Origin of the sequence: Micromonospora sp. AMSO12t, assembly GCF_008806585.1 — a bacterium.
Lineage (GTDB): Bacteria > Actinomycetota > Actinomycetes > Mycobacteriales > Micromonosporaceae > Micromonospora > Micromonospora reichwaldensis.
The window spans coordinates 24,934-45,656 of the sequence record NZ_WAAS01000024.1; the positions used below are offsets into that span (position 1 = coordinate 24,934).

The 20,723-nt window shown below is 69.9% G+C and carries 34 protein-coding genes; 33 read left to right on the forward strand and 1 reads right to left on the reverse strand.

What is annotated here, in order from left to right:
• Positions 1-5 precede the first annotated feature (5 nt).
• The 33 genes from rplC to F6X68_RS06215 all read left to right on the forward strand — a co-directional run bounded on the left by rplC (position 6) and on the right by F6X68_RS06215 (position 19,604).
• Positions 6-671, forward strand: a complete 666-nt coding sequence (gene rplC / locus F6X68_RS06055) for a 50S ribosomal protein L3 (protein WP_151453327.1) — start codon at positions 6-8, stop codon at positions 669-671.
• Positions 668-1,318, forward strand: a complete 651-nt coding sequence (gene rplD / locus F6X68_RS06060; protein ID WP_151453328.1) for a 50S ribosomal protein L4 — start codon at positions 668-670, stop codon at positions 1,316-1,318. The genes rplC and rplD overlap by 4 nt, the downstream gene beginning before the upstream one ends.
• Positions 1,315-1,617 carry a 50S ribosomal protein L23 gene (gene rplW, locus F6X68_RS06065; protein ID WP_088998352.1) on the forward strand — a complete coding sequence of 101 codons (303 nt, stop codon included), beginning with the start codon at positions 1,315-1,317 and terminating at the stop codon, positions 1,615-1,617. Before rplD ends, rplW begins: the two co-directional genes overlap by 4 nt.
• A gap of 12 nt (positions 1,618-1,629) precedes the next feature.
• Entirely contained in the window at positions 1,630-2,469 is an 840-nt protein-coding gene (gene rplB / locus F6X68_RS06070; RefSeq protein ID WP_091627702.1) for a 50S ribosomal protein L2, read from the forward strand.
• A 12-nt stretch (positions 2,470-2,481) separates the two neighbouring features.
• Positions 2,482-2,763, forward strand: a complete 282-nt coding sequence (gene rpsS, locus F6X68_RS06075; protein WP_088647003.1) for a 30S ribosomal protein S19 — start codon at positions 2,482-2,484, stop codon at positions 2,761-2,763.
• Positions 2,764-2,803: 40 nt separating this feature from the next.
• Positions 2,804-3,262: a 50S ribosomal protein L22 gene (gene rplV / locus F6X68_RS06080; RefSeq protein WP_151453329.1), complete on the forward strand. Its 459-nt coding sequence runs from the start codon at positions 2,804-2,806 to the stop codon at positions 3,260-3,262.
• The gene (gene rpsC, locus F6X68_RS06085) at positions 3,262-4,119 is read left to right on the forward strand and encodes a 30S ribosomal protein S3 (protein WP_151453330.1); all 858 of its coding nucleotides are present in this window, start codon (positions 3,262-3,264) and stop codon (positions 4,117-4,119) included. Before rplV ends, rpsC begins: the two co-directional genes overlap by 1 nt.
• Before the next feature lie 3 nt (positions 4,120-4,122).
• Complete coding sequence (gene rplP / locus F6X68_RS06090) at positions 4,123-4,548, forward strand: 50S ribosomal protein L16 (protein WP_007465292.1); 426 nt, start codon at positions 4,123-4,125, stop codon at positions 4,546-4,548.
• Positions 4,548-4,784: a 50S ribosomal protein L29 gene (gene rpmC / locus F6X68_RS06095; RefSeq protein ID WP_007073028.1), complete on the forward strand. Its 237-nt coding sequence runs from the start codon at positions 4,548-4,550 to the stop codon at positions 4,782-4,784. The genes rplP and rpmC overlap by 1 nt, the downstream gene beginning before the upstream one ends.
• Complete coding sequence (gene rpsQ, locus F6X68_RS06100; protein WP_151453331.1) at positions 4,781-5,059, forward strand: 30S ribosomal protein S17; 279 nt, start codon at positions 4,781-4,783, stop codon at positions 5,057-5,059. The genes rpmC and rpsQ overlap by 4 nt, the downstream gene beginning before the upstream one ends.
• A 97-nt stretch (positions 5,060-5,156) precedes the next feature.
• Positions 5,157-5,525 (forward strand): 50S ribosomal protein L14, encoded by a 369-nt coding sequence (gene rplN / locus F6X68_RS06105; protein WP_007465279.1) that lies wholly within the window; start codon positions 5,157-5,159, stop codon positions 5,523-5,525.
• On the forward strand, positions 5,522-5,842 hold the full coding sequence (gene rplX / locus F6X68_RS06110) for a 50S ribosomal protein L24 (protein ID WP_007465276.1): 321 nt from the start codon (positions 5,522-5,524) through the stop codon (positions 5,840-5,842). Before rplN ends, rplX begins: the two co-directional genes overlap by 4 nt.
• Positions 5,842-6,411, forward strand: coding sequence for a 50S ribosomal protein L5 (gene rplE / locus F6X68_RS06115; RefSeq protein ID WP_132230905.1), 570 nt, complete (start codon positions 5,842-5,844; stop codon positions 6,409-6,411). Before rplX ends, rplE begins: the two co-directional genes overlap by 1 nt.
• A gap of 1 nt (position 6,412) precedes the next feature.
• Positions 6,413-6,598 carry a type Z 30S ribosomal protein S14 gene (locus F6X68_RS06120; protein WP_007465272.1) on the forward strand — a complete coding sequence of 62 codons (186 nt, stop codon included), beginning with the start codon at positions 6,413-6,415 and terminating at the stop codon, positions 6,596-6,598.
• Between the two features lie 118 nt (positions 6,599-6,716).
• Positions 6,717-7,124, forward strand: coding sequence for a 30S ribosomal protein S8 (gene rpsH, locus F6X68_RS06125; protein WP_073828943.1), 408 nt, complete (start codon positions 6,717-6,719; stop codon positions 7,122-7,124).
• Positions 7,125-7,140: 16 nt separating this feature from the next.
• Positions 7,141-7,683, forward strand: coding sequence for a 50S ribosomal protein L6 (rplF, locus tag F6X68_RS06130; protein ID WP_132230906.1), 543 nt, complete (start codon positions 7,141-7,143; stop codon positions 7,681-7,683).
• An 8-nt stretch (positions 7,684-7,691) separates the two neighbouring features.
• Complete coding sequence (gene rplR / locus F6X68_RS06135; RefSeq protein WP_172896629.1) at positions 7,692-8,069, forward strand: 50S ribosomal protein L18; 378 nt, start codon at positions 7,692-7,694, stop codon at positions 8,067-8,069.
• 33 nt (positions 8,070-8,102) lie between these two features.
• A complete protein-coding gene (gene rpsE / locus F6X68_RS06140; RefSeq protein WP_132230907.1) occupies positions 8,103-8,717 on the forward strand; it encodes a 30S ribosomal protein S5 in 615 nt (204 codons plus the stop codon).
• Positions 8,717-8,899, forward strand: a complete 183-nt coding sequence (rpmD, locus tag F6X68_RS06145) for a 50S ribosomal protein L30 (RefSeq protein ID WP_074314584.1) — start codon at positions 8,717-8,719, stop codon at positions 8,897-8,899. The genes rpsE and rpmD overlap by 1 nt, the downstream gene beginning before the upstream one ends.
• Complete coding sequence (gene rplO, locus F6X68_RS06150) at positions 8,899-9,342, forward strand: 50S ribosomal protein L15 (protein ID WP_121399885.1); 444 nt, start codon at positions 8,899-8,901, stop codon at positions 9,340-9,342. The genes rpmD and rplO overlap by 1 nt, the downstream gene beginning before the upstream one ends.
• Positions 9,343-9,577: 235 nt before the next feature.
• Positions 9,578-10,906 carry a preprotein translocase subunit SecY gene (secY, locus tag F6X68_RS06155; RefSeq protein ID WP_132230908.1) on the forward strand — a complete coding sequence of 443 codons (1,329 nt, stop codon included), beginning with the start codon at positions 9,578-9,580 and terminating at the stop codon, positions 10,904-10,906.
• Positions 10,907-11,560: an adenylate kinase gene (locus F6X68_RS06160; protein WP_151453332.1), complete on the forward strand. Its 654-nt coding sequence runs from the start codon at positions 10,907-10,909 to the stop codon at positions 11,558-11,560.
• Positions 11,561-11,653: 93 nt separating this feature from the next.
• The gene (gene map / locus F6X68_RS06165) at positions 11,654-12,505 is read left to right on the forward strand and encodes a type I methionyl aminopeptidase (RefSeq protein WP_151453333.1); all 852 of its coding nucleotides are present in this window, start codon (positions 11,654-11,656) and stop codon (positions 12,503-12,505) included.
• A gap of 304 nt (positions 12,506-12,809) precedes the next feature.
• Positions 12,810-13,433 carry a DUF1707 domain-containing protein gene (locus F6X68_RS06170; RefSeq protein ID WP_151453334.1) on the forward strand — a complete coding sequence of 208 codons (624 nt, stop codon included), beginning with the start codon at positions 12,810-12,812 and terminating at the stop codon, positions 13,431-13,433.
• 228 nt (positions 13,434-13,661) lie between these two features.
• Positions 13,662-13,883: a translation initiation factor IF-1 gene (gene infA / locus F6X68_RS06175; RefSeq protein ID WP_007073013.1), complete on the forward strand. Its 222-nt coding sequence runs from the start codon at positions 13,662-13,664 to the stop codon at positions 13,881-13,883.
• Between the two features lie 93 nt (positions 13,884-13,976).
• Positions 13,977-14,090, forward strand: a complete 114-nt coding sequence (gene rpmJ, locus F6X68_RS06180) for a 50S ribosomal protein L36 (protein ID WP_012184307.1) — start codon at positions 13,977-13,979, stop codon at positions 14,088-14,090.
• A gap of 262 nt (positions 14,091-14,352) precedes the next feature.
• Complete coding sequence (gene rpsM, locus F6X68_RS06185; protein WP_088998365.1) at positions 14,353-14,733, forward strand: 30S ribosomal protein S13; 381 nt, start codon at positions 14,353-14,355, stop codon at positions 14,731-14,733.
• Positions 14,734-14,824: 91 nt separating this feature from the next.
• Positions 14,825-15,232, forward strand: coding sequence for a 30S ribosomal protein S11 (gene rpsK, locus F6X68_RS06190; RefSeq protein ID WP_020513613.1), 408 nt, complete (start codon positions 14,825-14,827; stop codon positions 15,230-15,232).
• A gap of 14 nt (positions 15,233-15,246) precedes the next feature.
• Complete coding sequence (gene rpsD / locus F6X68_RS06195; protein ID WP_151453335.1) at positions 15,247-15,873, forward strand: 30S ribosomal protein S4; 627 nt, start codon at positions 15,247-15,249, stop codon at positions 15,871-15,873.
• A 98-nt stretch (positions 15,874-15,971) separates the two neighbouring features.
• Positions 15,972-16,994 (forward strand): DNA-directed RNA polymerase subunit alpha, encoded by a 1,023-nt coding sequence (locus F6X68_RS06200; RefSeq protein ID WP_013735931.1) that lies wholly within the window; start codon positions 15,972-15,974, stop codon positions 16,992-16,994.
• Between the two features lie 34 nt (positions 16,995-17,028).
• Positions 17,029-17,589: a 50S ribosomal protein L17 gene (rplQ, locus tag F6X68_RS06205; RefSeq protein WP_132230911.1), complete on the forward strand. Its 561-nt coding sequence runs from the start codon at positions 17,029-17,031 to the stop codon at positions 17,587-17,589.
• A 69-nt stretch (positions 17,590-17,658) separates the two neighbouring features.
• Positions 17,659-18,489: a tRNA pseudouridine(38-40) synthase TruA gene (truA, locus tag F6X68_RS06210; protein ID WP_151453336.1), complete on the forward strand. Its 831-nt coding sequence runs from the start codon at positions 17,659-17,661 to the stop codon at positions 18,487-18,489.
• A 62-nt stretch (positions 18,490-18,551) separates the two neighbouring features.
• Positions 18,552-19,604, forward strand: a complete 1,053-nt coding sequence (locus F6X68_RS06215) for a P1 family peptidase (protein WP_225852014.1) — start codon at positions 18,552-18,554, stop codon at positions 19,602-19,604.
• A 79-nt stretch (positions 19,605-19,683) separates the two neighbouring features.
• On the opposite strand, the gene F6X68_RS06220 is transcribed toward F6X68_RS06215, so the two are convergent.
• The coding region (locus F6X68_RS06220; protein ID WP_192581297.1) for a hypothetical protein at positions 19,684-20,723 on the reverse strand (1,040 nt) is incomplete at its 5' end.

Genomic DNA, 20,723 nt, shown 5'->3' on the forward strand with positions numbered 1-20,723 from the left:
GACAAATGGACAGGCAAGTCAAGGGGATCCTGGGCGCCAAGCTCGGCATGACCCAGGTCTGGGACAACAACCGTGTTGTCCCGGTGACCGTGGTCGAGGCCGGCCCGTGCGTCATCAGCCAGGTTCGTAGCGCCGAGAAGGACGGTTACTCCGCGGTCCAGCTCGCGTACGGCACGATCGACCCGCGCAAGGTCAAGAAGCCGATCAGCGGGCACTACGCGAAGGCCGACGTCGCGCCGCGCCGGCACATCGTCGAGCTGCGCACCGCCGACGCGGCGGACTACTCGCTCGGCCAGGAGATCACGGTCGAGGAGTTCCCGGTCGGCGTCTCCATCGACGTGACCGGCAAGACCAAGGGCAAGGGCTACGCCGGCCCGATGAAGCGGCACGGCTTCCACGGTCTGCGCGCCAGCCACGGTGTCGAGCGCAAGCACCGCTCGCCGGGCTCCATCGGCGCCTGCGCCACCCCGGGTCGTGTCTTCAAGGGCACCCGGATGGCCGGCCGCATGGGTGGCGTGCGCTACACCGTGCAGAACCTGACCGTCCAGGCGGTCGACACCGAGAACAACCTCCTGCTCGTCCGTGGCGCCATTCCCGGCCCCAAGGGCGCGCTGGTCCTGGTCCGTACCGCGGCCAAGACCAAGGCGAAGAAGGGCGGTGCGGCCAAGTGACCACCGTTGACGTCCTCACCGTCGAAGGCTCCAAGAGCGGCTCCGTCGAGCTGCCCGCCGACATCTTCGACGTCCAGGCCAACGTCGCGCTGATGCACCAGGTCGTGGTGGCCCAGCTCGCGGCGGCCCGGCAGGGCACGCACAAGGTCAAGACCCGCGGCGAGGTCGCCGGTGGCGGCAAGAAGCCGTACAAGCAGAAGGGCACCGGTCGCGCCCGGCAGGGCTCGATCCGCGCGCCGCAGTTCGCCGGCGGTGGCGTCGTGCACGGCCCCGTGCCGCGCGACTACAGCCAGCGGACCCCGAAGAAGATGAAGGCCGCCGCCCTGCGTGGCGCCCTCTCCGACCGGGCCCGCGCCGGGCAGGTGCACGTCGTCGAGGCGTTCGTCTCGGGTGAGAAGCCGTCGACCAAGGCCGCCCTGGCCACGCTGACCAAGCTGACCGAGGCCCGTCGGGTCCTGGTCGTGCTGAGCAGCACCGACGAGCTGAACTGGGTGTCGCTGCGCAACGAGCCGCGGGTGCACCTGATCGAGGCCGGCCAGCTCAACACGTACGACGTGCTGGTGGCCGACGACGTGGTCTTCACCAAGGACGCCCTGGACGAGTTCCTGGGTGTTCCCGCCGAGACCACCGAGGAGGGTGGCAAGTGAGCACGATCGCCGACCCGCGCGACATCATCGTGGCGCCGGTCGTCTCGGAGAAGAGCTACAGCGAGCTGAACCGCAACTGGTACACCTTCCTGGTGCACCCGGACGCGAACAAGACCGAGATCAAGATCGCGATCCAGCAGATCTTCGACGTCCGCGTCCTGACGGTCAACACGCTCAACCGCCAGGGCAAGCGCAAGCGGACCAAGACCGGTTTCGGGCAGCGTAAGGCCACCAAGCGGGCGATCGTGAAGCTGGCTGACGGTGACCGTATCGAGGCCTTCGGCGGCCCGGTCAGCTGAGGGGTGTAGACAATGGCTATCCGTAAGTACAAGCCGACGACGCCGGGCCGGCGTGGCTCCAGCGTCGCCGACTTCGCTGAGATCACCCGGTCGACGCCCGAGAAGTCGCTGCTGGCTCCGCTGCCGAAGAAGGGCGGGCGTAACGCCCACGGCCGGATCACCGCGCGGCACCACGGTGGCGGCCACAAGCGCCAGTACCGTCTGATCGACTTCAAGCGGGTCGACAAGGACGGCGTGCCGGCGAAGGTCGCCCACATCGAGTACGACCCGAACCGCACCGCGCGCATCGCGCTGCTGCACTACGCCGACGGCGAGAAGCGCTACATCCTCGCGCCGAAGGACATGAAGCAGGGCGACCGCGTCGAGTCGGGTCCGGGCGCCGACATCAAGCCGGGCAACAACCTGCCGCTGCGCAACATCCCGGTCGGTACCACGATCCACAACGTGGAGCTGCGTCCGGGCGGCGGCGCCAAGCTGGCCCGCTCGGCCGGCGTCGGCATCCAGCTGCTCGGCCGTGAGGGTGTGTACGCGACCCTGCGCATGCCGTCCGGCGAGATCCGGCGGGTCGACGTCCGCTGCCGCGCCAGCATCGGCGAGATCGGCAACGCCGACCAGTCGAACATCAACTGGGGCAAGGCCGGCCGTATGCGGTGGAAGGGCAAGCGCCCGACCGTCCGTGGTGTCGCGATGAACCCGGTCGACCACCCGCACGGTGGTGGTGAGGGTAAGACCTCCGGTGGTCGCCACCCGGTCAACCCGCAGGGTAAGCCCGAGGGCCGCACCCGTCGTAAGGGCCAGCCGAGTGACCGGCTGATCGTCCGCCGCCGCTACGCCACGCGTAAGCGCGGCTGAGGGAGATAAGACATGCCTCGCAGCCTGAAGAAGGGCCCGTTCATCGACGACCACCTGCTCAAGAAGGTGGAGACGCAGAACGACAAGGGCTCGAAGAACGTCATCAAGACCTGGTCGCGGCGCTCGACGATCATCCCCGAGATGCTGGGCCACACGATCGCCGTGCACGACGGACGCAAGCACGTCCCGGTGTTCGTGACCGAGGCGATGGTCGGGCACAAGCTCGGCGAGTTCGCGCTGACCCGCACGTTCAAGGGTCACGAGAAGGACGACCGGAAGAGCCGTCGGCGCTGACGCCGCGGGCATACGGATAGAGGAACAAGGGGTTACAGCGATGCCAGGAAAGGGCGACGCTCCGGTGCTTCCGGGCGCGCGGGCGATTGCGCGGCACGTGCGCATCTCGCCGATGAAGGCGCGCCGGGTGGTCAACCTCGTCCGCGGCCTGCCCGCGAAGGAGGCGCTCACGGTGCTGCAGTTCGCGCCGCAGGCTGCGAGCGAGCAGGTGTACAAGGTGCTCGCGAGCGCCATCGCCAACGCGGAGAACAACGAGCGGCTGGACCCCGACGCGCTGCTCGTCAGCGAGGCGTACGTCGACGAGGGCCCGACCATGAAGCGGTTCCAGCCGCGGGCGCAGGGCCGGGCGTACCGGATCCGCAAGCGCACCTGCCACATCACCGTCGCGGTGGAGGCGGTGGCGCCGGCCGCGCCGAAGAAGGCGGCCGCGAAGAAGGCTGCCCCGGCGAAGCAGGCGGAGCCGGCCGAGACGCAGAGCAAGACGGAGGGCGCCGAGTAATGGGTCAGAAGGTTCACCCGCACGGGTTCCGGCTCGGCATCTCGACCGACTGGAAGTCCCGCTGGTTCGCGGACAAGCTCTACAAGGACTACATCGGCGAGGATGTCAAGATCCGCCGCATGATGTCCAAGGGCCTCGAGCGCGCCGGCATCTCCAAGGTCGACATCGAGCGCACCCGCGACCGGGTCCGCGTCGACATCCACACCGCCCGGCCGGGCATCGTCATCGGCCGTAAGGGTGCGGAGGCCGACCGGATCCGCGGCGAGCTCGAGAAGCTGACCGGCAAGCAGGTCCAGCTGAACATCATCGAGGTGAAGAACCCCGAGTCGGACGCGCAGCTCGTCGCACAGGGTGTGGCCGAGCAGCTCTCCAGCCGGGTCAGCTTCCGTCGGGCGATGCGCAAGGCCATGCAGTCCGCGATGAAGAACCCGGTCTGCAAGGGCATCCGGGTCCAGGTCTCGGGTCGCCTCGGCGGCGCCGAGATGAGCCGGACCGAGTTCTACCGCGAGGGCCGGGTTCCGCTGCACACGCTGCGGGCCAACATCGAGTACGGCTTCTTCGAGGCCCGTACGAGCTTCGGCCGGATCGGCGTGAAGGTCTGGATCTACAAGGGCGACGCGGTGCCGGGCCGGGAGACCCCGACCGAGGCTCCGTCGCGTCCGCGCCGTGACCGTGGCGACCGCCCGGAGCGGCCGCGCCGTGGTCGGTCCGGCTCGTCCGGCACGACCGCCGGCGGGACCGAGGCCGGCCGGGCCGCCGCCGCGACGACCATCGCGCAGCAGGCCGAGACGCCGAGTGGTGACGCGGTGGATCCCGCCGCCGTCGCCGCCGCGGCAGAAACGCAGCAGGAGGGCTGACAGATGCTGATGCCGCGCAAGCCCCCGAAGGGCTTCCGCAAGCCGCACCACCCGGACCGCAGTGGCGCGTCCAAGGGTGGTAACCGGGTGGTGTTCGGCGAGTTCGGGATCCAGGCTCTCGAGCCGGCGTACGTGACGAACCGCCAGATCGAGTCGGCGCGTATCGCGATGACCCGCCACATCAAGCGTGGTGGCAAGGTCTGGATCACGATCTTCCCGGACCAGGCTCTCACCAAGAAGCCGGCGGAGACCCGGATGGGTTCCGGTAAGGGCTCGCCCGAGTGGTGGGTCGCCAACGTCAAGCCGGGGCGGGTTCTCTTCGAGATGTCCTTCCCCAACGAGCAGATCGCGCGAGAGGCGATGCGTCGCGCGATCCACAAGCTCCCGATGAAGTGCCGCATTGTTACGCGCGAAGTGGGTGAATCCTGATGGCAGCGGGCGTTAAGGCCTCCGAGCTGCGTGAGCTCTCCGAGGAGGAGCTGGTCACGAAGCTGCGCGAGGCCAAGGCGGAGCTGTTCAACCTCCGCGTGCAGGCCGCGACCGGCCAGCTGGACAACAACCGGCGGTTGCAGGTCATCCGTCGGGAGATCGCCCGGATCTACACGATCATGCGTGAGCGCGAGCTGGGTCTCTCGGCCGCGCCGACTGAGGTGACTGCATCATGAGCGAGAACACCACCACCGCCGCCGCGCGGGCCCGCCGCAAGGTGCGTGAGGGCCTCGTGGTCAGCGACAAGATGGAAAAGACCGTCGTCGTCGAGGTCGAGGACCGGGTCAAGCACGCGCTGTACGGCAAGATCATGCGCCGTACGCGCAAGTTGAAGGTGCACGACGAGCAGAACACCGCCGGCATCGGCGACCGGGTCATGATCATGGAGACCCGGCCGCTGTCCGCCACGAAGCGGTGGCGGATCGTGGAGATCCTGGAAAAGGCCAAGTAGCGAAGGCTCGAGCTCGCCCGGCGTCAGTCGGGCGCGGGTTCCGCCAGGCTCCGGCCGCCATGCGCGGCCGGAGAACCGGCAGACATAGGAGATAGACGTGATTCAGCAGGAGTCGCGACTGCGCGTCGCCGACAACACGGGTGCCCGGGAGATCCTGTGCATCCGGGTTCTCGGTGGCTCCGGTCGGCGCTACGCGAGTATCGGCGACGTCATCGTGGCCACCGTCAAGGACGCGATCCCGGGTGCCGGTGTGAAGAAGGGCGACGTCGTCAAGGCCGTCGTCGTTCGCACCGCCAAGGAGAGGCGGCGGCCGGACGGTTCGTACATCCGCTTCGACGAGAACGCCGCCGTCATCATCAAGGACGGCGGGGACCCGCGCGGTACCCGCATCTTCGGCCCGGTGGGCCGGGAGCTGCGGGACAAGCGGTTCATGAAGATCATCTCTCTCGCGCCGGAGGTGTTGTGACCGTGAAGGTCAAGAAGGGCGACACGGTCGTCGTCATCGCCGGCAAGGACAAGGGTGCCAAGGGTAAGGTCATCGCGGCCTACCCGCGGCAGGACAAGGTCCTGGTCGAGGGCGTGAACCGGGTCAAGAAGCACACCCGCATCAGCACCACCCAGCGTGGCGCCAAGACCGGTGGCATCGTCACCCAGGAGGCCCCGATCCACGTCTCGAACGTGCAGGTCCTGGACTCCGACGGCAAGCCGACCCGCGTCGGTTACCGGATCGACGACAACGGCCAGAAGGTCCGCATCGCGCGTAGCACCGGTAAGGACCTGTGATGACCACGGCTACCGAAACCAAGACCATGCCGCGCCTCAAGGAGCGGTACCGCAACGAGATCGTGGCGCAGCTGCAGGAGCAGCACCAGTTCGGCAACCCGATGCAGGTGCCGCGGCTCGTCAAGATCGTCGTCAACATGGGTGTCGGCGAGGCCGCCCGGGACGCCAAGCTGATCGACGGCGCCGTCCGGGACCTGGCCACCATCACCGGCCAGAAGCCGCAGGTGCGGCGGGCGACCAAGTCCATCGCGCAGTTCAAGCTCCGCGAGGGCATGCCGATCGGCGCGAAGGTGACCCTCCGCGGCGACCGGATGTGGGAGTTCCTGGACCGGCTGCTGTCGATCGCGCTGCCGCGTATCCGCGACTTCCGCGGTCTGGACGGGCGCAAGCTCGACGGGCACGGCAACTACACGTTCGGTCTGACCGAGCAGTCGGTGTTCCACGAGATCGACCAGGACAAGATCGATCGGCAGCGGGGCATGGACATCACGGTGGTCACGACCGCCACGACCGACGACGAGGGCCGGGCGCTGCTCAAGCTCCTGGGCTTCCCGTTCAAGGAGAACTGAGATGGCCAAGAAGGCGCTGATCATCAAGGCGGCCGCGAAGCCGAAGTTCTCGGTTCGCGCGTACACCCGCTGCCAGCGGTGCGGGCGCCCCAAGGCGGTCTACCGCAAGTTCGGTCTCTGCCGGGTCTGCATCCGGGAGATGGCCCACCGCGGTGAGCTGCCGGGCGTGTCCAAGGCTTCCTGGTAAGGGCGACCGCGTCCCGGCCTTCGGGCCGGGACCCCTTGCACCGATCACGTATTGCTCTTCGCCGTAGGCCCGGGGCGTGTCGCCTCGGGAACCCCGGCGAGAAAGGCTGACGAAATCCATGACGATGACCGACCCGATCGCAGACATGCTCACGCGTCTGCGTAACGCCAACCAGGCGTACCACGACCAGGTGACGATGCCCTACTCGAAGATCAAGGCGAACATCGCCGAGGTCCTCAAGGCCGAGGGCTACATCGCCACCTGGTCGGTCGAGGAGCCCGAGGAGGGCGCCGTCGGCAAGCGACTGGTCGTCGAGCTGAAGTACGGCCAGAACCGGGAGCGGAGCCTGGCCGGCATCAAGCGAGTGTCCAAGCCCGGTCTGCGGGTTTACGCCAAGTCGGACGGGCTCCCGCGGGTGCTCGGCGGGCTGGGCGTGGCGATCATTTCGACGTCCCAGGGGCTGCTGACCGACCGGCAGGCCCGCAAGCGGAGCGTTGGCGGGGAAGTCCTCGCCTTCGTCTGGTAACGGGAGACAGGTAGAAATGTCGCGTATTGGACGTAAGTCGATCCCGGTGCCGACCGGCGTCGACATCACGATCGACGGGCAGACCGTCAAGGTCAAGGGCCCGAAGGGCGAACTCTCGCACACCCTGGCCGAGCCGATCACGATCGACCGGGCCGAGGACGGGCAGCTGAACGTCAACCGCCCGAACGACGAGCGCAAGGCCAAGGAACTGCACGGCCTCAGCCGTACCCTGGTCGCCAACATGATCGTCGGCGTCACCGAGGGGTACCGCAAGAGCCTGGAGATCGCCGGCACCGGTTACCGCGTGACCGCCAAGGGCAAGGACCTGGAGTTCGCGCTCGGGTTCTCGCACCCGGTGCACGTGCCGGCGCCGGACGGCATCACCTTCACGGTGGAGAGGCCGACGCTGTTCCACGTGGCCGGCATCGACAAGCAGCTCGTCGGTGAGGTTGCCGCCAACATCCGGAAGATCCGCCCGCCGGAGCCCTACAAGGGCAAGGGCGTGAAGTACCAGGGCGAGGTCATCCGCCGCAAGGCTGGAAAGGCAGGTAAGAAGTGAGCGCCACGCTGCTCAAGCGCCGCCGCGGCGTCGCCGCCAAGCGTGCCGTCGGGCGTGCGCGCCGGCACTTCCGGGTCCGCAAGAACGTCAGCGGCACCGCCGAGCGTCCCCGCCTCGTGGTCACCCGCTCCCTGCGGCACATCGTGGCCCAGATCGTGGACGACACCAAGGGTCACACCCTGGCGTCGGCCTCGACCCTGGACGCCTCGCTGCGCGGCACGGAGGGCGACAAGAGCGCCCTGGCCGGCAAGGTCGGCGCCCTGCTCGCCGAGCGTGCCAAGGCCGCCGGCGTCTCCAAGGTCGTCTTCGACCGCGGTGGCAACCGGTACGCGGGGCGGGTCGCCGCGCTTGCCGACGCCGCCCGCGAAGCCGGGCTCGAGTTCTAGAAACCCCGTCACGAGAGAGAAGGAAGGCTGCTGATGCCAGGTCAACAGCGCCGTGGCGGCGGGTCCGGTGGCAACGAGGGTGGTCGCCGCGACAACCGCCGTGAGGGCGGCCGCGGAAACGCGCCCGTCGAGAAGACCCCGCACCTCGAGCGGGTCGTCGCGATCAACCGCGTCGCCAAGGTCGTGAAGGGCGGTCGTCGCTTCAGCTTCACCGCCCTGGTGATCGTGGGCGACGGCGACGGCACCGTCGGTGTGGGCTACGGAAAGGCCAAGGAGGTGCCCGCGGCGATCGCCAAGGGCGTCGAGGAGGCCAAGAAGCACTTCTTCAAGGTGCCGCGGATCGCCGCGTCGATCCCGCACCCGGTGACGGGTGAGGCCGCGGCCGGTGTGGTGCTGCTCAAGCCGGCGTCCGCCGGTACGGGTGTCATCGCCGGTGGCCCGGTGCGTGCCGTGCTGGAGTGCGCGGGTATCCACGACGTGCTCTCCAAGAGCCTCGGTTCGTCGAACCCGATCAACATCGTGCACGCCACCGTGGCGGCGCTGAAGGGGCTCGAGTCCCCCGAGGCCGTCGCCGCCCGTCGTGGCCTGCCGGTCGAGGACGTCGCGCCGGCCGCCATGCTGGCGTCGCGGGCGGGGGTGGCTTCCTGATGGCTCGCCTGAAGGTCACCCAGGTCCGGTCCGGGATCGGGACCAAGCAGAACCAGCGTGACTCGCTGCGTTCGCTCGGTCTCAAGCGGATCAACGACGTGGTGGTCAAGGAGGACCGTCCGGAGATCCGCGGCATGATCTTCACGGTCAACCACCTCGTGAAGGTCGAGGAGGTCGAGTAATGACGATCAAGGTCCACCACCTGCGCCCGGCGCCCGGTGCCAAGACCGCGAAGACCCGTGTGGGTCGCGGTGAGGGCTCCAAGGGCAAGACCGCCGGTCGCGGTACCAAGGGTTCCAAGGCCCGCAAGAACATCTCGGCGGCGTTCGAGGGTGGGCAGATGCCCATCCACATGCGCCTGCCGAAGATGAAGGGCTTCAAGAACAAGTTCAAGGTGGTCTTCCAGGTGGTCAACCTGGACCGGCTCGCCGAGCTGTTCCCGAACGGCGGCCAGGTCGGCCCGCTCGAGCTGGTCGAGGCCGGCGCGGTCCGCAAGGGCCACCCGGTCAAGGTCCTCGGCACCGGGGACCTGGGCGGGGTCGCTCTCCAGGTGTCGGCGCACGCGTTCAGTGCGTCGGCCAAGGAGAAGATCACCGCCGCCGGTGGCTCCGTCACCGAGCTGTAAGGGCTGCACGATCCAAGGCGCCCGCTCAGTTCTCGAAACTGGGCGGGCGTCATGGTCTGCCTGGCATGTGTGCGCCGGGTAACATCGGATTCGGTTTATGTAGCCGGGCACATCTGCCCGGACGGGGATCGGGCTGTTAGAGTCCCTTCCCAGCCATGGATATCGGGCACTCGCCCGGCACCCAACCCGCCCCGCCAGGGATCACCGGCGGCCCGCCTCGCGCAGGAGGAAGAAGTTGCTGTCCGCCTTTCTCAGTGCGTTCCGTACGCCTGACCTGCGCAAGAAGCTGCTGTTCACAGTAGGCATCATCGCGGTCTACCGGCTCGGGGCGACGCTGCCCAGCCCGGGTGTCTCGTACGGCAACGTCCAGAAGTGCATCGACGCCATGGAGAACGGCTCCACGGGCGTGATGAACCTGCTCAACCTCTTCTCCGGCGGCGCGCTGCTGCAGCTCTCGGTCTTCGCGCTGGGCATCATGCCCTACATCACAGCGTCGATCATCCTGCAGCTGCTGACGGTGGTGATCCCCCGGCTGGAGCAGCTCCGCAAGGAGGGCCAGTCCGGCCAGGCGAAGATCACCCAGTACACCCGCTACCTGACCCTGGGCCTGGGTGTCCTCCAGGCGTCGGCGTTCGTGGCGCTGGCCCGCTCCGGGCAGCTCTTCAACAACCAGTGCGACCAGTTCCCGATCATCCCCGAGGGGACCGGGATCCCGGACTGGCTGACCCTCAGCCTCCTGGTCATGACGATGACCGCCGGCACCGGCGTGGTGATGTGGCTCGGTGAGCTGATCACCGACCGCGGCGTCGGCAACGGCATGTCCGTCCTGATCTTCACCTCGATCGCCGCCCGGCTCCCCAGCGAGGGCTGGCAGATCAAGCAGACCGGTGGCTGGGGCAAGTTCCTCCTCGTCATCGCGCTGGTCCTGGTGGTCATCACCGCGGTCACCTTCATCGAGCAGGCGCAGCGCCGGATCCCGGTGCAGTACGCCAAGCGCATGATCGGCCGGCGGATGTACGGCGGCACCTCGACCTACATCCCGCTGAAGGTCAACCAGGCGGGTGTCATCCCGGTCATCTTCGGCTCCTCGCTGCTCTACCTGCCCCAGCTGGCGCTGCAGTTCTTCGACCAGAACAACCCGGGCAAGACGCAGGCGTGGATCCAGAACAACCTGGTGGACCCGACCAGCCCGATCTACATCGCGGTCTACTTCCTGCTGATCATCTTCTTCACGTACTTCTACGTCTCGATCACGTTCAACCCGACCGAGGTCGCGGACAACATGAAGAAGTACGGCGGCTTCGTGCCAGGCATCCGCCCGGGCAAGCCGACCGCCGACTACCTCGACTTCATCCTCAGTCGGATCACGCTGCCGGGCGCCCTCTACCTGGGCATCATCTCGATCCTGCCGAACTTCTTCTTCATCTGGCTGGACAAGCAGCAGTACCTGAACTTCCCGTTCGGCGGCACCGCTGTGCTGATCATGGTCGGCGTCGGTCTGGAGACCACGAAGCAGATCGAGAGCCAACTCATGCAGCGGAACTACGAAGGGTTCCTGCGGTAGATGAGACTCGTTCTGGTTGGCCCGCCGGGTGCGGGCAAGGGCACGCAGGCCGAGTTCATCGCCGCGCACCTCTCGGTCCCGAAGATCTCGACCGGCGACATCTTCCGGTCGAACGTCTCGCAGGGCACCCCGCTCGGCGTCGAGGCGAAGCGCTACATGGACGCCGGTGAGCTGGTGCCCGACGAGGTCACCATCAACATGGTGCGGGACCGGCTCGCCGAGCCGGACGCCTCCGAGGGCTTCCTGCTCGACGGCTTCCCGCGCACGACGCCGCAGGCCGCCGCGCTGGACAAGCTCCTCGCCGACCTGGGCACCGCGCTGGACCTGGTGCTGGAGCTGGTCGTCGACGACGACGAGGTGATCCGGCGGCTCTCCGGTCGGCGTACCTGCCGGGGGTGCGGCAAGATCTGGCACGTCGAGTTCGACGCCACCTCGCGTGACGGCATCTGCGACCGGTGCGGCGCCGAGCTGTTCCAGCGCGACGACGACAAGCCGGAGACCATCGCCACCCGCCTGCGCGAGTACGCGGACAAGACCGCGCCGCTGGTCGACTACTACGGCGCCCAGGGCAAGCTGGTGGGCATCGACGCCACCGGCCCGGTGGAGGACGTCACCGTCCGCGCCATCGACGCCCTGCGCTCGTACGGCGGCTGACGTCCCGCCGGGGTCCGGCGGATAGAGTGCGAAGAGCGGGGTACGCCTGACGTGCCCCGCTCTTCGGCATCTGCAACGAAAGGTAACGGCTCCATGCGTCGTCCCCAGCTGGACATCCAGCTGAAGACCCCTGACCAGATCGAGAAGATGCGGGCCGCCGGGCTGGTGGTCGCCGAGGCGCTGCGTCGGATGCGGGAGGCGGTTGCCCCAGGGGTCAGCACCGCCGACCTGGACGCCATCGCCGAGTCGACCATCCGCGAGGCCGGTGCCGCCCCCTCCTTCAAGGGCTACCACGGCTTTCCCGCGTCGATCTGCTCGTCGGTCAACGAGCAGGTCGTGCACGCCATCCCGTCGGCGCGGCAGGTGCTCCGCGACGGGGACATGATCTCCATCGACTGCGGTGCGGTGCTCGACGGCTGGCACGGCGACGCCGCCATCACCGTCGGGGTGGGCGAGGTTGAACCGGCGCTGCTGAAGATGGCGGCGGTGGCCGAGGACGCCATGTGGGCGGGCATCGCCGCAGCCGCCCGCGGCGCGGCCAGCGGCAAGGGCCGGCTCACCGACATCTCGCACGCCGTCGAGGACGCGGTCCGCAAGGGCGGGCGGTACGGCATCGTCGACGGCTACGGCGGGCACGGCATCGGCACCGAGATGCACCAGGACCCGCACGTGCTCAACCACGGGCGGCCGGGCAAGGGTCCGCGTCTGGTGCCGGGCATGGCGCTGGCCATCGAGCCGATGATCACGATGGGCTCGCCCCGGACGGTCGAGCTCTCCGACGGCTGGACCGTGATCACCCGGGACCGGTCGATGGCGGTGCACGTCGAGCACACGATGGCGCTGCTCCCGGACGGCGTCTGGGTGCTGACCGCGCCGGACGGCGGGCGCGCCCGCCTGGGCGAGCTGGTCACCTCCCGGCAGCCCGCGGACTCGCCGGCTCGCTGAGCCCCAGCAGCGCCCCGCCGGGCGCCGCATCCCGTCCTCCCGCCCTCTGAGGCACGCACCAGCCGCCCAAGGGGCCGGAGGGCGACGTGCCTCAAGGACCTGGACGGCGACCGCCCCACAGGGACCGGAGGGCGACCGCACCGAGGGCCGGAGTCGCGGGGCCCGGCTGCGCGATGCCGGACCGGCACGAGTCGGGGCTCCGACGCGCCGCCGCCTCGACCGCCGGCCGGGGCGCCCGCCCGGGTCCCGGACGCGCAGCGGCGGGAGGGGCAGCGGCTGGTGGAGCGGTGGCATGCTTGCGGGCATGGAGGGACGCGACGGGATGCGGGCCGCTGACGCCGACCGCCAGGCGGTGGCGGAGCGGCTGCGGGTGGCCGTCGACGAGGGCCGGCTGGACCTGCACGAGTACGACGAGCGGTTGCAGCGGGCGTACGCCGCGCGCACGTACGGCGAGCTGGACGTGCTGGTGATCGACCTGCCGGCGCCGGCGTCCCCGGCGGCGTCGGAGCTCGCCACGCGGCCGGAGACCGTCCCGTCGCCGGCGGAGGGTGTCCGGTCGTCGGCGACCTCGTCCGTGACGGCCCGGTGGCTGGCCGAGGTCTGGCTGCCGTACCTGCGGGTGGTCGCGATCACGGTGACCGTCTGGGCGGTGACGTCCGCGCTCTCCACGGACCTGCTCTACTTCTGGCCCGTCTGGGTGGCCGGGCCGTGGGGAGGGGTGCTCGTGGTGCGCACGGTCGCCGGTCTCGTCAGCGGGGAGCCGCGGCGGGAGGCTGAGCAGCGGGAGCGACGGCGCGAGCGCCGCCGGGCCAAGCGGGCGCGCAAGCGGGAGCTGGCTGCCGCCGAGGAGAGGCACCGGAGCCCGGTGGGGGAGCTGCCGGCGGCCCAGCGGGAGGGCCGGCCCGGCGGGGCCGACGCCGAGGTGTGAATGGCCCGTTCCGTCCGGTTCGACGCACCGATTCCCGGCCGGTTTGGCGACGGCCCGCAGGCGGGCGTACACTTTCTGATCGGCGCACAGCGTCCACTCCGGCATGCCCACCCTGCGCTTCGGTGGGAGTCGGAGCCGCGGCTGGCGCGGGCAAGCTGATCTTGATCGGTGGCCCGTGTAAGACGTTGTGGGCCGTCCGGAGTAACCGACGTCAGGACAGCGGAGGACATGCCGAAAAAAGACGGAGCCATCGAGATCGAGGGTCGGGTCATCGAGCCCCTGCCGAACGCCATGTTCCGGGTGGAGCTCGCGAACGGCCACAAGGTGCTGGCTCACATCAGCGGCAAGATGCGGCAGCACTACATCCGCATCCTGCCGGAGGACCGGGTCGTCGTCGAACTCTCGCCGTACGACCTGACCCGCGGGCGCATCGTCTACCGCTACAAGTAAGCCTGACGGCGGCCGGGACGTCCCCGTGTCCGTCTTCGACGTCCGGTGTCGCGCCTCGGCGCGTCGTCGGGCCAGATGGGAAGTAAGGCAACCGTGAAGGTCAAGCCGAGCGTCAAGAGGATCTGCAACAAGTGCCGGGTCATTCGCCGGCACGGCCGGGTCATGGTCATCTGCACCGACCCGCGCCACAAGCAGCGCCAGGGCTGAACCAGTTCCGGCCGGTCGTGTGACAACGGTCGGTCGAAATCGGTCCGGGCCGCAGATCCAGACACCGAATCACATGCTCGTCCCAGCCGCGGGCGGTGCGCGTCGCGTACCTCATCGTGGTTGACCCCCGGTCGGAGGCCGGGGCCCGCTCGGGCAGCGACCGACCTGGTCGCCGGCGCACGACGCCGGTGGCGGAACGGTCGGTAGCGGGGTGGGACGGGTCCACACCTCCGCCAGAACATCACGAGGAGTACGCCCGCACATGGCACGTCTAGTCGGCGTCGACCTCCCCCGCGAGAAGCGGATGGAGATCGCGCTCACCTACATCTTCGGCGTGGGTCGCACCCGGGCCCTGGAGACGCTCTCTGCCACCGGCATCTCGCCGGACAAGCGCGTCCGGGACCTCACGGACGAGGAGCTGGTCCAGCTCCGTAACCACATCGAGGGCAACTACAAGGTTGAAGGCGACCTGCGCCGCGAGGTCGCCGCTGACATCCGCCGCAAGGTCGAGATCGGCTGCTACGCGGGTATCCGGCACCGCCGGGGCCTGCCCGTGCGTGGCCAGCGGACCAAGACCAACGCGCGGACCCGCAAGGGCCCGAAGCGGACCGTGGCCGGCAAGAAGAAGCCCGGCAAGAAGTAGGACGTAAACCGGAATCCGGGTCTATGTCGGATCGAGGCAGGCCCGGATCTCGCGGTCCGTTCCGGAAAGTCAACTAGGAGCGCACAGACTTATGCCACCGAAGGCTCGTGCCGGAGCCGCTGTCAAGAAGGTCCGGCGCAAGGAACGCAAGAACGTCGCCCACGGGCAGGCGCACATCAAGAGCACCTTCAACAACACCATCGTGTCGATCACCGACCCGACCGGTGCGGTCATCTCCTGGGCCTCCTCGGGCCAGGTGGGCTTCAAGGGCTCCCGCAAGTCGACCCCGTTCGCCGCGCAGCTGGCCGCCGAGGCCGCCGCGCGTCGGGCGATGGAGCACGGCATGCGCAAGGTCGACGTGTTCGTCAAGGGACCCGGCTCCGGCCGGGAGACCGCCATCCGTTCGCTGCAGGCAGCCGGGCTCGAGGTCGGGCAGATCGCCGACGTCACGCCGCAGCCGCACAACGGGTGCCGTCCGCCGAAGCGTCGCCGGGTCTGAGAGGTTAGAGAGAGATGGCTCGTTACACCGGTGCTGACTGCCGCCGTTGCCGGCGGGAGAAGATGAAGCTGTTCCTCAAGGGCAGCAAGTGCGATGGTCCGAAGTGCCCGTTCGAGTCCCGGCCGTTCCCGCCCGGGCAGCACGGCCGCGGCCGCACGAAGGAGACGGAGTACCTGCTCCAGCTCCGTGAGAAGCAGAAGGCCCGCCGCGTGTACGGCGTGCTGGAGAAGCAGTTCCGCGGCTACTACGAAGAGGCCGTGGGCAAGAAGGCCAAGACCGGTGAGGTTCTCCTGCAGATCCTCGAGTCGCGGCTGGACAACGTGGTCTACCGGGCTGGCTACGCCCAGTCCCGGGACATGGCCCGCCAGCTCGTCAAGCACGGTCACTTCACCGTGAACGGCAAGAAGGTCGACATCCCGTCGTACCGCGTCAAGGAGCACGACATCATCGAGGTCCGGGGCAAGAGCAAGGAGCTCACCCCGTTCATCGTCGCGCAGGCTCAGGCCGGCTCGAAGTCGGTTCCGGCGTGGCTGGAGGCTATCCCCAGCCAGATGAAGGTGCTCGTGCACTCGCTCCCGGCCCGCCAGGTCATCGACACGCAGGTCCAGGAGCAGCTGATCGTCGAGCTCTACTCCAAGTAGTCGGAGCTCGTTGCGGTGGCCCGCCCTTCCGGGGCGGGCCACCGGAACACTTTGTCGTGGGCGTCATATGGCGGGCGCCCCGGAAGAGAAGAGAAGACATGCTCATCAGCCAGCGACCGACTCTCTCCGAGGAGTCGATCAACGAGACCCGGTCCCGGTTCACCATCGAGCCGCTGGAGCCGGGCTTCGGGTACACCCTGGGCAACTCGCTGCGGCGCACGCTGCTGTCGTCGATCCCGGGTGCGGCGGTCACCTCGATCAAGATCGACGGCGTGCTGCACGAGTTCACCACGATCCCCGGTGTCAAGGAGGACGTGGTCGAGCTCGTCATGAACATCAAGGAGCTCTGCGTCAGCTCCGAGCACGACGAGCCGGTCAGCATGTACCTGCGCAAGCAGGGCCCGGGCGACGTGACGGCGGGCGACATCCAGCCGCCGGCCGGCGTCTCGGTGCACAACCCGGACCTGAAGCTCGCCACCCTCAACGGCAAGGGCCGGCTCGACATGGAGCTGACCGTCGAGCGGGGTCGCGGCTACGTCACGGCGGCGCAGAACAAGCAGGCCGGCGCCGAGATCGGCCGGATCCCGGTCGACTCGATCTACTCGCCGGTGCTGAAGGTGACGTACCGCGTCGAGGCGACCCGTGTCGAGCAGCGGACCGACTTCGACCGGCTGATCATCGACGTCGAGACCAAGCCGTCGATGGGCCCGCGTACCGCGCTGGCCTCCGCCGGCTCGACGCTGGTGGAGCTGTTCGGTCTGGCCCGGGAGCTGGACGAGACCGCCGAGGGCATCGACATCGGGCCGTCCCCGCAGGACGCCCAGCTCGCGGCCGACCTGGCGCTGCCGATCGAGGAGCTGGACCTGACCGTCCGCTCCTACAACTGCCTCAAGCGCGAGGGCATCAACTCCGTTGGTGAGCTCATCGGGCGTACCGAGGCCGACCTCCTCGACATCCGCAACTTCGGTCAGAAGTCGATCGACGAGGTCAAGATGAAGCTCGCCGGGATGGGTCTGGGGCTGAAGGACTCGGCCCCGAACTTCGACCCGGCGCACGTCGTGGACGCCTTCGGCGAGGCCGACTACGACACCGACGACTATCGCGAGACCGAGCAGCTCTAGTCCGCGCTGCCGCCACACCTGAGGAGCACCAAGCATGCCCACGCCCACCAAGGGCCCCCGCCTCGGCGGCAGCCCCGCGCACGAGCGGCTGATGCTGGCCAACCTGGCCACTGCGCTGTTCCAGCACGGCAAGATCAAGACCACCGAGACGAAGGCCCGGCGGCTGCGTCCGCTGGCCGAGCAGCTCATCACCAAGGCCAAGCGCGGCGACCTGGCGTCCCGCCGGCGGGTGCTGGGCGTCGTCAAGGACAAGGACGTGGTCTACGCCCTGTTCGACCAGATCGCCCCCCGGTTCGCCACCCGCAACGGTGGCTACACCCGGATCGTGAAGACCGGTCCGCGCAAGGGTGACAACGCGCCGATGGCGATCATCGAGCTGGTCGAGGAGCTTCAGGTCGCCGAGCCGAAGGCGAACAAGAAGACCGCCGCCCGCAAGGCCGCGCAGCAGGACAAGGTCGAGGCGCTCGCCCCGGCCGAGGAGGCCCCGAAGTCGAACTCGGGCGACCAGGACGCCGAGGCGCCCGTGTCGGCGTCCGGCGACACCGCCGCCGCCCGCGAGGACAGCGACGAGGCCGGCGAGAACGACAAGGCCTGATCCAGGCCACCGTCGGGCCCGGCACCCCTCGTGGGGTGCCGGGCCCGACCCCGTGAGGCGGAGGTACGAGTGGACGAGCGCACCCGGCTGCGGCTGGACGTCGCGTACGACGGGTCGGGCTTCTCCGGCTGGGCCGCCCAGCCCACCCGGCGCACGGTCGCCGGGGTGCTCGTGGAGACCCTCGACCTGGTCCTCGGCGCGGGTACGGCGACCGGCCTGACCGTGGCGGGCCGCACCGACGCCGGGGTGCACGCCACCGGGCAGGTCTGCCACCTCGACCTGCCGGCCGCCGTGTGGCGGGAGCACGACGGACGGCTGCTGCGCCGACTGGCCCGGCTGCTCCCCACCGACGTCCGGGTACGCGCGATGGCCGAGGTGCCCGCCGACTTCGACGCCCGGTTCTCGGCCACCTTCCGCCGCTACGAGTACCGCGTGACCGACGCGCCGTGGGGCGCCGAGCCGCTGCGCCGGCACGAGATCCTGGCCTGGCCGAAGCCGCTCGACCTGGCCGCGCTGAACGCCGCCGCCGCCGGGCTGGTGGGGGAGCACGACTTCGCCGCGTACTGCCGGCGCAAGGAGAACGCCACCACGCTGCGCGAGGTGACCCGGCTGGACTGGCGGCGGGACCCGGACGGGATCCTCGTGGCCACCGTGCAGGCCGACGCGTTCTGCCAGGCGATGGTGCGCAGCCTCGTCGGCGCCATGCTGGTCGCCGGCGACGGGCGCCGGCCGGTCGAGTGGCCGGGCAGCCTGCTCGTACACCGGGAACGCTCCAGCGAGGTGACCGTGGCGCCGGCGCACGGGCTGACCCTGGTCGCCGTCGGCTACCCCGAGGACCCGGCCGAGTACGCCCACCGCGCCGAGGCGACCCGCCGGCTGCGCGTACCCGTGGAGGGCTGACCGCCCGGGGCCTGCCTCCCGGCACCCGGCAGAGCATCGTCGAGCGTCAAGGAGTGGAAGCCGTGCAGGAACCTCGCCGTGGACGGGACCTCGGCATCGTCGTCGGGACGCTGCCGACGGGACCGCTGAACGCCGTCACCGACGTGCCCGGCGTGCGGGTGGGCCACACCACGCTGGTCGAGGGGGACAGCATCCGCAGCGGGGTGACGGCGATCGTCCCGGACCAGTTGACCGACCGTCGGTCGCTGCCGGCGGGGCTGTTCGTGGGCAACGGGCACGGCAAGATGGTCGGCTCGACCCAGGTGGCCGAGCTGGGCGAGATCGAGACGCCCGTGGTGCTGACCGCGACGCTGTCGACGTTCCGGGCCGCGGACGCGCTGGTCACGTACATGCTCGGGCAGCCGGGCCGGGAGACGGCCGAGTCGCTGAACCCGGTGGTGGCGGAGACCAACGACGGGTTCCTGTCCGACATCCGGGCCCGGCCGGTGCGGGAGCAGCACGTCCTCGCGGCGCTGGCGGAGGCCCGCGGCGGACTGCCAGCGGAGGGTGCCGTCGGCGCCGGTACGGGCACGGCGGCCCTCGGCTTCAAGGCCGGCATCGGCACGTCCTCGCGGCTCGCCACGACCTCCCGTGGCTCCGTCACCGTCGGTGTGCTGGTGCAGTCCAACTTCTCCGGCCTGCTACAGGTGTGCGGGGTGCCGATCCGCCCCGAGCAGGTGGGAGTGCCGAGCCTGTCGCTGCCGGGCCGGCCGGAGCAACCGGGGAACTCCTGCGTCATCGTGGTCGCCACGGACGGCCGCCTCGACGCGCGGCAACTGGGTCGGGTGGCCCGTCGGGCCGTCTTCGCCATGGCGCGGGTCGGTTCGGACTTCGCCGGCGGCAGCGGCGACTACGCCCTGGCGTTCTCCACCGCCGACACGCAGGCACCGACGGCGCCGGAGTCCGACCTGGAGCCGGTCTTCGCGGCGGTGCTGGAGGCCGTGGAGGAGGCACTGCTGAACTCGCTGTTCATGGCGCGCACCACCGTCGGGGTCAAGGGGCGGGTCAAGCACGCGGTGCCGCACGACCGGATGCTCGACCTGTTGCGGGCACACCGGGTCGAGCTCCGGACGTAGGTGGCCGGGGGCGGGACGCGGAACGGGTACGCGGCCGTGGCCCACGTACCCGTTGCGCGCGCTCGCCGTCGCGGCCCGGTCAGTCGCCCCCGTCCTGCCTGCCGGTGTCGCTCGCGCCCTCGTCGGTCGGCTGGCCGGCCGTGCCGCCGTCCGCCCGGCGCTCCAGCACGCCCCGATTGAGGTGCAGCTCGATCATGTCGAAGAGGATCTCCCGGGCCTTCGTGTCGCCGGACCCGATCGTCTCGCCGTCGCTGCGGATGACCACCGCGTACGCGAGGTAGTGGCCGCGCACCTGCCAGCCGACGCGGGCCGGCGCGGTGGCGATCGCCGCGCTGTCCTCGTCGGCCGCCATGCCCCGGAACCGGCCCTCGCGCTCGTCGAGCAGCAGGCGGATCCGGTCGCGGGCGCGTTCGGCGTTGGCCCGGTCGGTCAGGTTGAACAAGCCGGTGGTGACGAGGTGGCCGCCGTCGGGCGTCCGCAGCGTGGCCCGGACCACCTGGGTGCAGCCGAGGCGGACCAGCAGGTCGGCGACCTCACCGGTGGCCGCCACCGCGCAGGCGGCGCTGGACTGGCTCTTCAACACCTTGTAGGCGGGCTCCCCGTCCGCGACGACGAGCTGCTTGCCGGGGAAGAGTTCCTTGGCGGTCAGCGGCGCCTGGTCGGTGTCCCGCGAGTCGAGCGGCTGCGCCCCGACGTCGGCGGACTCGGCCGCCTCCGGTCGGGACGTGGGCGTGTTCTGCGGCGTCCCGTTGCGCTCGGCCAGCAGGGCGGCGGCACCGAGGCCGCAGAGCGCCAGCAGCGCGAGGACGGCCGCGCCGCCGACCACGACCTGCCACAACCTGCCACCGCCACCCCGCTGCGGCCGCCCGGCTGAGGGCGGCGGCTCGACCGGCGCGGCCGGCTCGACTTGCGGAGAGGGCTCGACCGGCGCGGGCGGCCGGGCCGGCGACTGCCCCTCGGCGGGCGTCCGCACGTGGGCGGACGGCGGTGGCGACACCTGCGCCGCGGCCCGGACCGGCTCCGGCGCGGCGGCGGGCGGCGGCGATACCTGCGCCGCGGCGCGGACCGGTTCCGGCGCGGCGGAGGGCAGCGCGATCCGGTTGGCACGGGGCAGCGACG